Source organism: Methylocaldum sp. 14B (assembly GCF_002005105.1).
GTDB lineage: Bacteria > Pseudomonadota > Gammaproteobacteria > Methylococcales > Methylococcaceae > Methylocaldum.
The window spans coordinates 109,289-122,703 of sequence record NZ_MSCV01000013.1 but is presented as its reverse complement, the minus strand read 5'-3'; the positions used below and the strand labels follow the sequence as shown (position 1 = coordinate 122,703).

Sequence of the window (13,415 nt, the reverse complement as noted above, 5' to 3'; positions counted from 1 at the left end):
TGAAATGACGTTCGTCGCATAAACGACACCGATTCTCGCCGGTCCAATTTCAAAACAGGGAAGGCCCGGCCTCGTCACCGATAGGAGAGTAACAATGGATGCGCTTGTCCTCGCGCGAACTCAGTTCGCGTTCACGGTCAGTTTTCACATCTTTTTTCCGGCGTTCACGATTGGCTTGGCGAGCTATCTCGCCGTGCTCGAGGGGCTTTGGCTGGCAACCAAACGGGATGTCTTCCTGCAGCTCTACAAATACTGGCTGATCGTCTTCGCCGTGGCCTTCGCCATGGGCGTCGTGTCGGGCATCGTGATGAGCTATCAGTTCGGAACCAACTGGGGACCGTTCTCGGAAAAGACCGGCCCGGTCCTCGGCCCCTTGCTGGCCTACGAAGTGTTGACGGCGTTCTTCCTGGAGGCCGGCTTTCTCGGCGTCATGCTGTTCGGACTCGACCGCGTGGGCCCGAGACTGCATTTCGCGGCGACGCTCCTGGTCGCCTTCGGCACGCTGCTTTCGGCGTTCTGGATCTTGTCCGCGAACAGTTGGATGCAAACGCCGGCGGCGTATCACCTCGAGGCGGGCCGCTATGTGCCCGACAGTTGGATCGGCGTGATCTTCAATCCGTCCTTTCCTTATCGCTTCACGCACATGGTGCTGGCGGCCTATCTCACGACCGCGCTCGTGGTCGGCGCGAGCGGCGCCTGGCATCTTCTCAGGGACAAGACCAACCCGGCGGCCCGCGTCATGTTCGTCATGGCGATCTTGATGGCGGCGGTGGTCGCGCCGACTCAGCTGATCGTGGGCGATCTCCACGGCCTCAACACCAAGGAATACCAGCCGGCCAAGGTTGCGGCGATGGAGGGACACTTCGAGAGCCGGGCGGGCGCGCCGCTGATTCTGTTCGGCATCCCGGATGTCGGCGAAGCCCGGACGAAATACACCCTCGAAATCCCCAAGCTCGCCAGCCTGATCCTCGAACACGACCTCGATGCGAAAGTCACCGGCTTGGATGCCTTTCCGAGAGATCACTGGCCCAATGTGCCTATCGTCTTCTGGGCGTTCCGGATCATGGTCGGAATCGGCGTGCTGATGATCCTGTTCGGACTGGTCGGCGCCGTGCAATTCTTCCGAAAACGCTTGTTCGATGAGGCCTGGTTCCACCGCTGGGGGGTCGCCATGGGGCCGCTGGGGTTCGTGGCGATCCTGGCCGGCTGGTTCGTGACCGAGGTGGGTCGCCAACCCTTTGCGGTATACGGACTCCTCCGAACGGGGGACGCCGTATCGCCCATCGGCACGCCGGGAGTCGCCGGGTCGCTGCTGGGTTTCATCGTGGTATACACGATCATTTTCGGTGCCGGCTCGTTTTATCTGATACGGCTCATGAAGCGCTCGCCGGATATCGGGCTCGAGAAACCGACGGAAAAAGGCCCTCTGAGGACGACCGGCGTCATGCCTGGGCCAGCGCTCGAAAAAGGCCCGCATTAGGAGGAACCGATCATGTTCGATCTACCGACTATCTGGTTCGTATTGATCGGCGTGGCCTTGCTCGCCTACGCCATTCTGGACGGCTTCGATCTCGGCGTCGGGATTCTTTTCCCCTTGGGACGCGACGAGGAAGAGCGCGACCGGATGATGAACAGCGTGGCGCCGGTCTGGGACGGCAACGAGACCTGGCTCATCCTGGGCGGCGGGGGCCTGTTCGCCGCCTTTCCCCTCGCCTATTCGCTGGTGCTGACCGCGTTATACGCGCCGGTGATCGCGATGCTGCTCGCCCTGATTCTGAGAGGCGTCGCATTCGAATTCCGGTTCCGGACAGTGCGCGCCAAGAAATATTGGGATTGGGCTTTCATCGGCGGCTCCACGGCGGCGGCCTTCTTTCAGGGCGTGATGGTCGGCGCTCTCGTTCAGGGCATCCGGATCGAGGACCGCATTTACGCCGGCGGCTGGTTCGACTGGCTCAGTCCTTTCAGCGTGTTCTGCGGCGTCGCACTGGTCACGGGCTATGCCCTGCTCGGCGCATCCTGGCTGGTCATCAAGCTGGACGGCGATCTCCAGGAGCGGATGCGGCAGCTTCAGGAGCCGCTTGGCCTGGCGACGATTCTCGCCATCGTTCTCATCAGTTTCGGCACGATGTTCGTCAACGAAGCCATCAGGGATCGATGGTTCGGACCTGGAGCGCTTCTATTCCTGTGGATCATCCCGATCGCCACGACTCTGCTTGCGGTCGCGTTTTACCGCGCGGTGCGGGCCAAGCGAGCCGTGACCCCGTTCCTGCTGGCGCTCGGCTTGTTCGCCGCGGCCTTCCTGGGGCTCGCCGGAAGCCTTTTCCCTTACCTGGTTCCGCCGAGCATCACCTACCGCGAAGCCGCGAACCCCGACAACAGCCTCGCGTTCATGCTGGTCGGCGCAGCCATCCTCCTACCGGTCATTCTCGGCTATACGGCTTACGCCTATTGGATTTTTCGCGGCAAGGTGCACGCCGGCGAGGGTTATCACTGATGGAACCGGTGGACGAAAGACCGCTCTGGAAGAAACTCGCCTGGTTCTTTCTGCTGTGGGCCGGCGGTGTCGGAACGGCCACCGCGGTCGGGTATGCCATCAAGCTGGCTGTCGCTTTGTTGTGAAGGCAATGGTAGCCCATAGGCCGCCGGGCGAAATACGAGAAGCACGCGACTCCTGTCGTCCCGGATTGCGTCGCACTTCATCCGGGCTACCATTAGCCGCAACTGCACTAGATTCGATCGGCGCGCTCCCGGCGGACTTTCAGATACACAGAGCCCAGAAACAAAAAACCACTTGCCAGAATGATTGAAGGGCCGGGTGGCACGCTGATCGTTGCGTGGGCGAGAATTCCGGCGAGCGCGGAAAGACCGCCGGCAGCGCCGCTGATGGCGGCGTATTGCCCCAGATTCCGGCTGACGTTCCTTGCCGTGCAGGCCGGTATGGCGAGTAAAGCGGCGGTCATCAGTCCGCCCACGATCCGCACGCCGAGCGCAACGGTCAATGCGATGCAGATCAGATAGACCGCGTTGTGCCAGCGGAGATCGAGGCCTTGGGCACCGGCCAGATCGGACGAAATGCCGATCAGGACCAGGTTCGAGTAGATGTGCCGGACCATGAAAAAAATGCCCAGAGCTATCGCTACCGTAATCACAGCGGTCGTCACCGTTATCCGCGACACATCGCCGAGCAGTGCGATATCGGTTTCTTCCTCCGGCAGAAACAGAAAAGCCGTCGCAAGAGCCGTGGAAAACACGACGGCGGTGAGCGCCTCGAGATGCAGCCTGGTCACTCTTTCCAGATACCAGATAAGAAGCATCCCGAAACCCAAGAACAAGACCGCACCGATGGAAACATCGAAATCGTACAGCAGCGCCAACGCGATCCCGGGCAAGGTCAAATGCCCCAGGGCGCCGCCCACCAGCGCCATGCGCTTGCTCAGCATCAGCGAACCGAGGTAGCCGGCGACCGCGCCGGTGGCGCCACCAAGGATCAGGGCAAGCAGGATTTTTCCGCTCATAAAATCACCGATGGTGATGCTCGTAATATTTCACGCCGGTACCGTAGAGCGCCTGGAGCTGCTGCGGCGTGAGCACTTCCTGGGGGGCGCCCATGCAAAGCTGCTGCCGGTTGAGGCAAAGCACGACCGACGCATATTCCCACACCACATGGAGGTCGTGCGTCACCAGCAGGATGGTCAGGGGTTTTCTTTGCCGGTAGCGGTTGAGCAAGGTATAGATCGTCTCCTCGCCCCCCACGTCGATGCCCGCGGTGGGTTCGTCCAGCAACAGCACGTCGGGATCGTTCACCAGCGCCCAGGCGATCAGCATGCGCTGGAACTGACCCGTCGACAAAGCACCGAACGGCCGTTGCAGCAGGGATTCGTCCAGCCCGACCTCGGCGAACATCCGTTTCACGGCGTCGACATCGCGGGTCTTGAAACGAAAGAACTCCTCGATACTGAGCGGCGGAAGCTCCTGGCGTTGCAGAAACTCCTGAGGCGGCAGATAACTGATGTTTCGGGTCTGCCAGGTGACCGTCCCCTGATAAGGGATCAGGCCGAGGAGCGCCCTGAGCAGCGTCGTCTTTCCCGCGCCGTTCGGTCCCAGGATCACGAAGACGGCGCCCTCGGCCACCGAGAACGAAAGATCGCGGATGATCGTTTCGTCGCCGTAAGACACCGAAATCCCTTGGACGGTCAAGATCGAAGGCTGATTATCCGTCATGTTCCCGTTCGCCTTCCGTTATGCTTCCTGAGCGGATAGTGCCAAACCGGGAGCCAGAGGACAAGCCCGCAAAACTTCGTGTCCGCCAGCGCGCCTCACCTTAAGCGGCATCGCGTTAACCCCGTTTCTTGCTTTCGGCGGGAAGCCGTCGCAAACTCGAGTCTAATCATCAAGGAGGAAAAGCATGGTTTTCCGGAAAGACAAGCGAATACTGCGGCCATCGGGACGCATGCCGATAGACCGGCGGACGCTGAAAACGCTCGTCGCGCCGATTTTCTTGCTTTTGTCGCTATGTAACGCCGTCTTGGCCGAAGAAACCCGGATCATGCTGCGGGTGAAAGGCGTCGATTCCAAGTTCGTCGGCAGCGGTGTCGGTGGGGTACGGGCGGTGGTCGAGGACGCCGAGACCGGGGAGATTCTGAATCAGGGGTGGATTACCGGCGGCACCGGCGACACCAAACGCCTCATGGAAACCCCTCACCAGCGCGGTCAGCCGCTCGCCGACGACAACACGGCGGGTCATTTGGCCCGGCTCGACCTCGCCGAGCCACGACTGCTGCGCTTCAAGATATTCGGTCCGTACGGACAGCGCCAATCTCTGCAAGAGGCGAGCGTGACCAGTTGGGTCGTACCCGGCAAGCACATCATCGGCGACGGCATCGTCATCCATTTACCCGGTTTCATCGTGCGCGGCGGAATCTCCGCGCTGGAGAAAGGTCAGGCCAAGCTGGAAGCGGAGGTGACGATGATGTGCGGCTGCCCCATCAGCAAAGGCGGCCTATGGGATGCCGACAAATACGAAGTAAAGGCCTTGCTGAAACGGGACGGCAACGCGGTGGGCGAATATCCTCTGGCATTCACCGGCGAAGTCAATCATTTTGCGGCACAGGTGCCGGCGCGGGACAAGGGGGACTATGAAGCGGTGATTTACGCCTACGACCCCGGCACCGGCAATACTGGTGTGGACAGAGTGGTCTTCGGAGCCAAATAAGTCCGCCACAGTCCCGAGCGCTGGAGCGGCCCACCCAAGCCACTCGCTCTCGATTGCCCCGGCGCTCCATGGCTATGGGTCGCCTTTGGCGGTTATGACGCGGCCTTCTTGCAGAAGAACCAGCGAGTAGGTCGGGAATCCTTTCCCAATCGCAAACGGTCGCTTTAGCCGCGACCCTTCCAATCGCAAACGGGCCTTTAATCGGCCCCTTCCAATCGCAAACGTCGCTTTAGTCGCGACCTTCCAATCGCAAACGGCGTCTTCGGGAAGGGGCTGGCCGGCGCTCCCGGCCAGGCCGTTTGCGATTGGAAGGGTCATCCCAGCGCTCCTGGGATGACCGTTTGCGATTGGAGCGCCGAAGCCGCCCTTCCCGACGCCATGCCCCGGCCAAGCGTCTTCGTCGGCAAGGGATTGCCGACCTACGACCGTACATCCCCGTAGGTCGGGAATCCTTTCCCGACGCCACGGCCCGCCCGAGCGTCTTCGTCGGCAAGGGATTGCCGACCTACGACCGTGCCCCCGTAGGTCGGGAATCCTTTCCCGACGCCACGGCCCGCCCGAGCGTCTTCGCCGGCAAGGGATTGCCGACGAATGCTTGAATCGGTTCACCCGAGCCGAAGGCGCCAGCGACTTCCGCCAAGCCTGTTTTGCCGTACGAGCGAATTGTGCGGCCAGTGCGATTGACTCGACGTGGTCGTACTTAGAGCCTATCCCAGTAGGCTCAAGAAACCCTTCGACGGGCCTGTCCTGAGCTAAGTCGAAGGGCTCAGGGCGAACGCCTACTGGGATAGGCTCATATGTCACGAGCTAATCGAGCACTATCTTCGAGGCGACGTTGAGGTCCTGGTCAAACATGTAGACCACGGGTACGCCGGTGGGGATTTCCACCAGAGGAATCTCTTCGTCCGAAATGCCGTCCAGCATTTTGACCAGCGCGCGCAGACTATTGCCGTGCGCGGCCACCAAGACATGGCGTCCCATTCGCAGGTCGAGAGCAATGCGGTCCTGCCAGGCGGGCAGGCATCGCACAAGGGTATCGAACAGCGATTCGCTCGCCGGGAGGACGCGGGGGTCGAGGTGGGCGTAGCGCGGGTCAAAACGCGGATGACGCGGATCATCGTGGCTCAGCGCCGGCGGCCGTACCGAATAGCTGCGCCGCCACACATGAACCTGCTCCTCACCGTGTCGCTCAGCCGTCTCTTTCTTGTTCAACCCTTGCAATGCGCCATAATGCCGCTCGTTGAGCCGCCAGCTACACTCCAGCGGCACCCACATCCGATCCATCTCGGTCAAAATAAGCCAGGCGGTATGGATGGCACGCTTGAGCATGGAGGTATAAGCGATATTCACGGAATAGCCTTGCTGGCACAGTATCCGACCGGCGCGGCGGGCCTCCTCGATTCCTTTTTCGATGAGACCGACGTCGGTCCATCCGGTGAAGCGGTTTTCGAAATTCCAGGTGCTCAGCCCGTGGCGCACCAATATCAGGCTTGCATGAGTGCTTTGATTCATTGCAGGACCGTTGGTCAAGCGAGCGTTTGCTGTGCCGCCATCTTCTTCTCCCAGCGATGCTCAGTGGCGGACCCGTACGGTGATAAAGGCGCCCTGGCCGGCACCGGCGCTGACCGGCTCGATGTCCCGGATCCGCTCAAGCGGTGTGGATAAGGTTTGCACCCAGACCGGGTCGTGAAAGCCCGTATCCATGAGCAGGGCATTGACCTCATCGGCGGAATAGAAGCTAGCCTCCCGATAGAAGACGTTCTCCGCCTGGTGGGCGAGGTAGTCCTGTCCCAGGGGACTGTTCCGGTCGATGAAACCGATGACGAGCACACCGCCCGGCCTAAGGACGCGAGCGGCCTCGCGCAGCATGGCCACAGGGTCGTCCACGAAGCAGATCGTGGTCACGATCAGCGCATAGTCGAACACCGCGTCCGCAAAGGGTAGCGCCTCGGCGATCGCCTGTGCGGCGCGCACGCCGCGGGCGCGGGCGTAGCCCAGCATCTCCGCCGCCGGGTCGATCCCGTAGGCGACGCCCAGAGGTGCGGCGAAGCGTCCGGCCCCCACCCCGATCTCCAGCCCTCGCCCCTGCCAAGGCAGCAACGCGCGCACGGCGAGCAGCTCGGAGAGGTAGGCCGCCCGGTGACGGTCGAACCAGTCCTCATAGCGCCGGTGATGCAGGCTAAATGGCCCTGCCCTGGGTTCGTCCGTCACAGCAGCTCCCGCAGCGCGGCGACAAAGCGGGTGTTGTCCTCGGGCGTCGCGGTGGTCACCCGCATGTAGGCAGGACCGAGCTGCGGGTCGTTCAGGGGCTTGATGAGGATGTCCTTTTGTCTCAGGCTTTCAGCGATCTTGCCTGCGTCATGCGGTGTGAAATCGGCCAGGAAGAAATAGGTCTCCGTGGGGAATGTTCTCACCCCCAGCGCCTCGAGTTCACCGGCCAAATCACGGGCCCAGCCGCGCAGGGTGGCGGCCCGCTCCCGGATCTTGTCCTCTTTTTCCAAAGTGGCGATGGCGGCCGCGTGGCTGGCTCTCGCCAAGGGGTAAGCATCGTTGCTCGTGTTCAGATCGTCCGCCAGGGCTTCCGGCAATATGGCATAGCCCACCCGAAAACCCGCCAGGCTGTGAGCCTTGGACAGGGTCCGGGTGACCAGCAGGTTCGGGTATCGCGGCACCAGGAGGGCAACGCTCTGGCCGGCCATGCCGATGAAGGCCTCGTCCACCAGGAAATAAGTGTCGCGATATCGCTCAAGCAGACCGGGCAGCGGCGCCATGTCGAAGGTGCCGCCGTTGGGGTTGTTGGGATTGACGATGACAGCGAGACTGGTGCCTGCGGGGACCTCCAGCTCGGAGAGGTCGAAGCGGAAATCCGCTTCCGGCCGCAGCCGCGTTTCGGTGTAGGACTGGGCAATCTCCGGAAACAGGACATAGGTGGGAGTCAGCAGGTGTACCTGACGCCCCAAGCGCTGGAACAGCTGGCGCAGAATAAGTTCCGAACCGGCATTGATATGGATGAGCCGCTCGGGCACGCCGGTCCGTTCGCTGATGAGCCGGCGCAACGGTTCCGAGTACGGCTCGGTATAGTAATTGCTCAAGGGCAGCTCGGCGCGAGCCGCCTCGATAGCCTCCTCGATCGGAGGCAAGGGGTTTTCGCACAGCAGCAGCTTGATGCCTCGGAAGACGCCGCCACCCTTTTCTGCCTTGCTGCTCATTTTCGAAATCCTTTATCGGCGGCCGGGCATGAAGAAAGCGATGGCACCGATCCCGGCCATAATCAGCAGCGCTTAGACCAATTTTCACCACGGTTTGGCAGTCTGGATCGGGAAGGTCGTAGGTCGGCAATCCTTTGCCGACAAAGCTCTCGCCGATCCGAGGGGTCAGTAACGAATTGCCGGCCTACGGCACCGCTTCATTTTCGCTCCCTCCTGTCGGCGCGCGGTGTCAAGCAGTCCATCCAAGTCACTTATTCCCGATGCCCCTGCGCTCTGCGGCTATGATGCGGCCTTCTTGCAGAAGAACCAGTCGACGCACTCGTATCCCTCCTGGAGCCGCGCCTCGGCGTCCTGGGCCGTCTTCGGCGGCGGCACGATCACCTTGTCGCCCGGCTGCCAGCCTTCCGGCGTGGCCACGCCCTGCTTGTCCGAGGTCTGCAGCGCCTGCACCAGGCGCAGGAACTCGGGGATGGAGCGGCCGTTGGTCATGGGATAGTAGACCATGGCGCGCAGGGTGCCCTTGTCGTCGATGATGAAGGTGGAGCGCACCGCCGAGGTGTCGGAGGCGCCCGGCTGAATCATGCCGTAAGTATTGGCCACCCGCATCGACAGGTCCTCGATGATCGGGAACGGGATCTCCACGCCGAACTTCTCCTTGATCGTGCGCATCCAGGCAATATGTGAATAATTGCTGTCGATGGATAACCCGAGCAACTCGCAGTTCAGACTCCGGAACTGCGGATAGGCCTTGGCGAAAGCCATGAACTCCGTGGTGCACACCGGCGTGAAGTCGGCCGGGTGGGAAAACAGCACCAGCCATTTGCCGCGGTAATCGCCGAGCTTCTTGACGCCGTGGGTGGTATTCGCCTCGAAAGCGGGCGCCGGCTCGTTCAGGCGCGGCATTTCGAGTGGTTTGGATGAAGTGATATTTTCCATGATCTATCTCCTCTGAAACGGGTACGGAATCGGACAAGGGACGCTGTGCGTCTGCCCGACTCGTTTGTCCAATGATTAGATTTGAGACAGAATCGGCTCTTTAAAGGTCCCCCGAGCCGTATCCGTGCAAAGCCGTGTCGAGCGGTGTCCCATATCAAAGAAGGAACGGAAGTTCTTATGGATACTCAATTGACAACTTTGTTGCAGCAACTGGATCGACGCATCCTGAGCCTCAGCCCTCAGAGAGACGTATTCCTGCTGCGCCTTATTGTGGCGCTCCTGGCGGTCATCTTCCTGGCCATGGACGCACTTTACGGCATGCCGTTCTTTTACTGGCTGGGGCTGCCGTTTTATCTCTTCTGTCTGGCGCTCTACGTTCAGGGGCTCCTAAAATCGCTCCTGATTTTGCGGCAGGTTTCCGCGGAGCTGCTGATCGTGCTGGTGATGACTGTCACCCTGATCGACGGCAAGCCGCTCAGCGGCGCGATGGTGGCCTGGTTCATCGGACTCGGTTTGTATATCTCCTTCACCATCATTCGCAGAAATCGGGAAAAGATCGAAAGCCTGGTGAAGCAGGCCAAGCGAACGGCCCTCGTGCTCGCCGGCGGCGAAATCCGCGAAATCCCGGCGGAAGAGGTGAAGCAGGGCGACGTGCTGATCGTGCCCCGCGGCACCGCCGTCCCGGTCGACGGAAGCATTGCGGAGGGAAAATCGTCCATCGACGAATCCTTCGTCACGGGCGAACCGTTTCCGATCCACAAGGTGCCGGGCGATGAAGTCACTTCCGGCACGCTCAATCTTTCCGCGCCCTTGCAGATTCGGGCCACCAGGAACGGCGACGCTTCGTTTCTTGCCCTGATCGCGGGCGAAATCGAAAAAAGCCTTCAGAAAAAATCCACGCTGCAGCAAAGGGCGGACAAGATCGTCCAGTACCTCATCCTGGGCGTGACCGGCTATGCGTTCCTGCTGTTTTTCGTCACCGGCAGCCTGGATTTGATGGCGACCGCCTTGTCGGTAATGTGTCCCTGTGCCTGGGCGCTCGCGACGCCGACCGTGTTCGCGTCCGGCATAGGCCGCTCGGCGCGGCTCAATATCCTCGCCCGGGGCGGAGAACCCCTGGACATCATGCACGAGATCGACACCGTAATCCTCGACAAGACCGGCACGGTCACCCTGGCCGAACCCAGGGTCAGCCGGGTGATACCGATAGGTGCCGATGAGCGCGAGCTGATCGAGATCGCGGCGTCGGTGGAAACGCGCTTCAGCCATCCGTTGGCGCGGGCCATTTTGAATTTCGCGCGAAACCAGGACATCACGCGATTCAAACCCGTGAGCGACGCCGAGGACCTGCCGGGGCGCGGGGTCAAGGCGCGACTGGAAGACCGCGAAGTGCTGATCGGGAGTCCCGAAACCTTGGAGGCGCTCGGAATCGAAATACCGGACCTCGAATATTCCGGCCGCGCGATCTGGGTCGCCATGAACCGTGAAGTCAAAGGCGCCATCGTCGTTCAGGACGTGATGCGCGCGGAGATGACCAACCTGGGGCAAGCGATCCGCGAACTGGGCGTCAAGCGCGTACTCGTCGCCACCGGTGATCACGAGGAGTCCGAAGCCAGGCGAGTGGCCGATCTGATCGGCGCCGACGGATATTATTTCAACTTCAAGCCGGACGACAAGGCGGCACTGGTGAAGGAACTTCAGTCGTCCGGCAAGGTGGCGATGGTGGGCGACGGGGTGAACGATGCTCCGGCCCTGGCCGCCGCCGATGTGGGCATCGCCATCGGCGGACACAAGAACGTGGCCCTCGCGATCGCCTCGTCCGATATCGTGATTCTCGGCGACGATGCCGGCGATTTGCTCACCGTACTCGACATCAGCCGCAAGATGTCGGAGATAACCAAGCAGAATTATGCCTGGGCCATGTCGTTCAATACCGTCGGGCTCGCTCTGGCCACCTTCGGCTTCCTCAATCCCGTACTCGCCGCGTTCTTACACCATATCAGCTCGGTCTTCGTCGTCGCCAATGCGGCACGGCTCTATGCCGGCATCAACACGGCCGCCGATCTGATGGACCGAGTGATGACGGGCCTGAATCGATGGCAAAGCCAGGTGAGCCGGTTTCTGACGCACAGGGGCCAGGAGGCATGAGCATTCTCGAGACGAGTAACGATCCCCTTCTCGTCCCGCAGCCGAAAAGCCGGTACACCGAACCGGCTCGAGCGGGACGGGACAGCCGAGTTCGGATACGGTTGATGAAACTTTGCCCAGGCAGGCACCGTCCGAACCCTGAAACGCTTGCCCCGAGACACGGGAGCACATCGCAGCGCCGTCTGCTTCGAAGCTTTGGCGCATGATCGCGGACTCTCTTTGCTTGGCCATCGACTAGGCCGCCGATCGAGGATGGAGAGACTTTTAGAATGAGCAATCGCAAATCCAGCGACCTGACGCGACCGGCGGACCTCTTGCAACACGGGCGGAGCACCGGCCCCTTCCGCACGCAGCGTCCGATTTACGTCGACCTCCTGCCGCCCTGCAATAACGCCTGCCCGGCCGGCGAGAACATCCAGTCCTGGTTGTTCGACCTGCGCGCCGGCCGCTATGAAAAGGCCTGGCGGGTCTTGATGGAGGACAATCCGATGCCGGCGGTGCACGGACGCGTCTGCTACCACCCCTGCGAAACCCACTGCAACCGCGGCCCCATCGACAGCCCGGTGAGCATCCACGCGGCCGAGCGGTTCCTCGGCGACCTCGCCTTGCGCGAAGGCTGGCAGGTCGTGAAAGCCCCGGCCAGCGGCAAGCGGGTCCTGATCGTGGGCGCGGGGCCCAGCGGCCTGTCCTGCGCCTATCACCTGGCCCGGCTGGGCCATCAGGTGGAGATCGACGAAGCGGGTCCCCTGGCCGGCGGCATGATGCACTTCGGCATACCCGCCTACCGCCTGCCGCGCGCGGAGCTGATGGGCGAAATCAGGCGGATCGAGGCCATGGGCGTCAAGATCGTTCTCGATCACAAGGTGGAAGACGTGCTGGCGGAAAAGGAGTCCGGCCGGTTCGACGCGGTGTTCATCGCCGTTGGCGCGCATCTGAGCAAGCGCGTCGGCATTCCGGCGCGTGACGCCGGCAAGATCCTGGACGCAGTGACCTTCCTGCGCCAGACCGCCACCGGCGAAGCGCCCAAGCTCGGCCGGCGCGTGGCCGTCTACGGCGGCGGCAACACCGCCATGGACGCGGCGCGCACGGCCAGGCGCCTGGGCGCCGAAGAGGCGCTCGTCATCTATCGGCGCGACCGGGCGCACATGCCGGCCCATGAATTCGAGGCCGACGAAGCCATCGAGGAAGGTGTCAAGATCAACTGGCTGCGCACCATCAAGGAGATCGACCAGACGCATATCACCGTCGAGGTGATGAGGATCAACCCGGAAGGGTATCCCGAACCGACCGGCCGGTTCGAAACCCTGGAGGCGGACTCGCTGATCCTGGCGCTGGGCCAGGAAACCGATACGCGCTTCCTGCACGAGGTGCCGGGCATCCAGTTCAAGCCCGACGGCGTCGTGATCGTGGACGACAACATGATGACGGGGAGTCCCGGCATCTTCGCGGGCGGCGACATGGTACCGAGCGAGCGGACCGTGACCGTCGCCGTCGGCCACGGCAAGAAAGCCGCGCGCTGTATCGACGCCTATCTTCGCGGCACGCGCTACGTCAAGCCGCCCAAGCATCCGCCGGTAAGCGCCGATATGCTGCGCCTGTGGTACTTCACCGAAGCCGAACAGAAGCGGGAAGCCGAACTCGAACTGGAGAAACGGCGTTACGGCTTCGAGGAAGTGGTCGCGGGGCTCTCCGAGAACGAGGCTCTGTTCGAAGCCAAGCGCTGCTTCTCCTGCGGCAACTGCTTCGAGTGCGACGGCTGCTACGGCGCCTGTCCCGAGGACGCCATCGTCAAGCTGGGACCCGGCAAGCGCTATCGCTACGATTACGACCTCTGCACCGGCTGCGCGGTCTGCTACGAGCAGTGTCCTTGCCATGCGATCGAAATGATTCCGGAACCCCGAGGGGAATAA

General features: G+C 62.0%; 12 protein-coding genes. 6 read left to right on the top strand and 6 right to left on the bottom strand.

The genetic code is table 11. The features are described 5' to 3' along the window. Window positions 1-94 precede the first annotated feature (94 nt). Genes B2A78_RS11725 through B2A78_RS26615 form a run of 3 tightly spaced genes read left to right on the top strand, consistent with a single transcriptional unit; the run spans window position 95 to window position 2,619 of the window. On the top strand, window positions 95-1,480 hold the full coding sequence (locus tag B2A78_RS11725) for a cytochrome ubiquinol oxidase subunit I (RefSeq protein ID WP_077730173.1): 1,386 nt from the start codon (window positions 95-97) through the stop codon (window positions 1,478-1,480). Between the two features lie 12 nt (window positions 1,481-1,492). Further along, window positions 1,493-2,494, top strand: coding sequence for a cytochrome d ubiquinol oxidase subunit II (gene cydB, locus B2A78_RS11720; RefSeq protein ID WP_077730172.1), 1,002 nt, complete (start codon window positions 1,493-1,495; stop codon window positions 2,492-2,494). Beyond that, the gene (locus tag B2A78_RS26615) at window positions 2,494-2,619 is read left to right on the top strand and encodes a DUF2474 domain-containing protein (protein WP_143735152.1); all 126 of its coding nucleotides are present in this window, start codon (window positions 2,494-2,496) and stop codon (window positions 2,617-2,619) included. Before cydB ends, B2A78_RS26615 begins: the two co-directional genes overlap by 1 nt. Before the next feature lie 107 nt (window positions 2,620-2,726). Here B2A78_RS26615 and B2A78_RS11715 read toward each other — a convergent pair whose 3' ends face one another. Beyond that, window positions 2,727-3,515 (bottom strand): metal ABC transporter permease, encoded by a 789-nt coding sequence (locus B2A78_RS11715; protein WP_077730171.1) that lies wholly within the window; start codon window positions 3,513-3,515, stop codon window positions 2,727-2,729. Window positions 3,516-3,519: 4 nt separating this feature from the next. Continuing rightward, window positions 3,520-4,221 carry a metal ABC transporter ATP-binding protein gene (locus tag B2A78_RS11710; RefSeq protein WP_077730170.1) on the bottom strand — a complete coding sequence of 234 codons (702 nt, stop codon included), beginning with the start codon at window positions 4,219-4,221 and terminating at the stop codon, window positions 3,520-3,522. 184 nt (window positions 4,222-4,405) lie between these two features. Between B2A78_RS11710 and B2A78_RS11705 the strand changes: the two genes are divergently transcribed. Next, a complete protein-coding gene (locus B2A78_RS11705) occupies window positions 4,406-5,212 on the top strand; it encodes a hypothetical protein (RefSeq protein ID WP_205780758.1) in 807 nt (268 codons plus the stop codon). Window positions 5,213-6,019: 807 nt separating this feature from the next. On the opposite strand, the gene gpmA is transcribed toward B2A78_RS11705, so the two are convergent. The 4 genes from gpmA to B2A78_RS11675 form a co-directional block, all read right to left on the bottom strand. Further along, entirely contained in the window at window positions 6,020-6,724 is a 705-nt protein-coding gene (gene gpmA / locus B2A78_RS11690; protein WP_077730203.1) for a 2,3-diphosphoglycerate-dependent phosphoglycerate mutase, read from the bottom strand. A gap of 60 nt (window positions 6,725-6,784) precedes the next feature. Further along, window positions 6,785-7,423: a class I SAM-dependent methyltransferase gene (locus B2A78_RS11685; RefSeq protein WP_077730167.1), complete on the bottom strand. Its 639-nt coding sequence runs from the start codon at window positions 7,421-7,423 to the stop codon at window positions 6,785-6,787. Further along, complete coding sequence (locus B2A78_RS11680) at window positions 7,420-8,421, bottom strand: histidinol-phosphate transaminase (protein ID WP_077730166.1); 1,002 nt, start codon at window positions 8,419-8,421, stop codon at window positions 7,420-7,422. The genes B2A78_RS11685 and B2A78_RS11680 overlap by 4 nt, the downstream gene beginning before the upstream one ends. A gap of 279 nt (window positions 8,422-8,700) precedes the next feature. Next, the gene (locus B2A78_RS11675) at window positions 8,701-9,357 is read right to left on the bottom strand and encodes a peroxiredoxin (RefSeq protein WP_077730165.1); all 657 of its coding nucleotides are present in this window, start codon (window positions 9,355-9,357) and stop codon (window positions 8,701-8,703) included. Window positions 9,358-9,534: 177 nt separating this feature from the next. On the opposite strand from B2A78_RS11675, the gene B2A78_RS11670 reads away from it, so the two are divergent. After that, entirely contained in the window at window positions 9,535-11,505 is a 1,971-nt protein-coding gene (locus B2A78_RS11670) for a cation-translocating P-type ATPase (protein WP_077730164.1), read from the top strand. A gap of 269 nt (window positions 11,506-11,774) precedes the next feature. Next, the gene (locus B2A78_RS11665) at window positions 11,775-13,415 is read left to right on the top strand and encodes an NAD(P)-binding protein (protein ID WP_077730163.1); all 1,641 of its coding nucleotides are present in this window, start codon (window positions 11,775-11,777) and stop codon (window positions 13,413-13,415) included.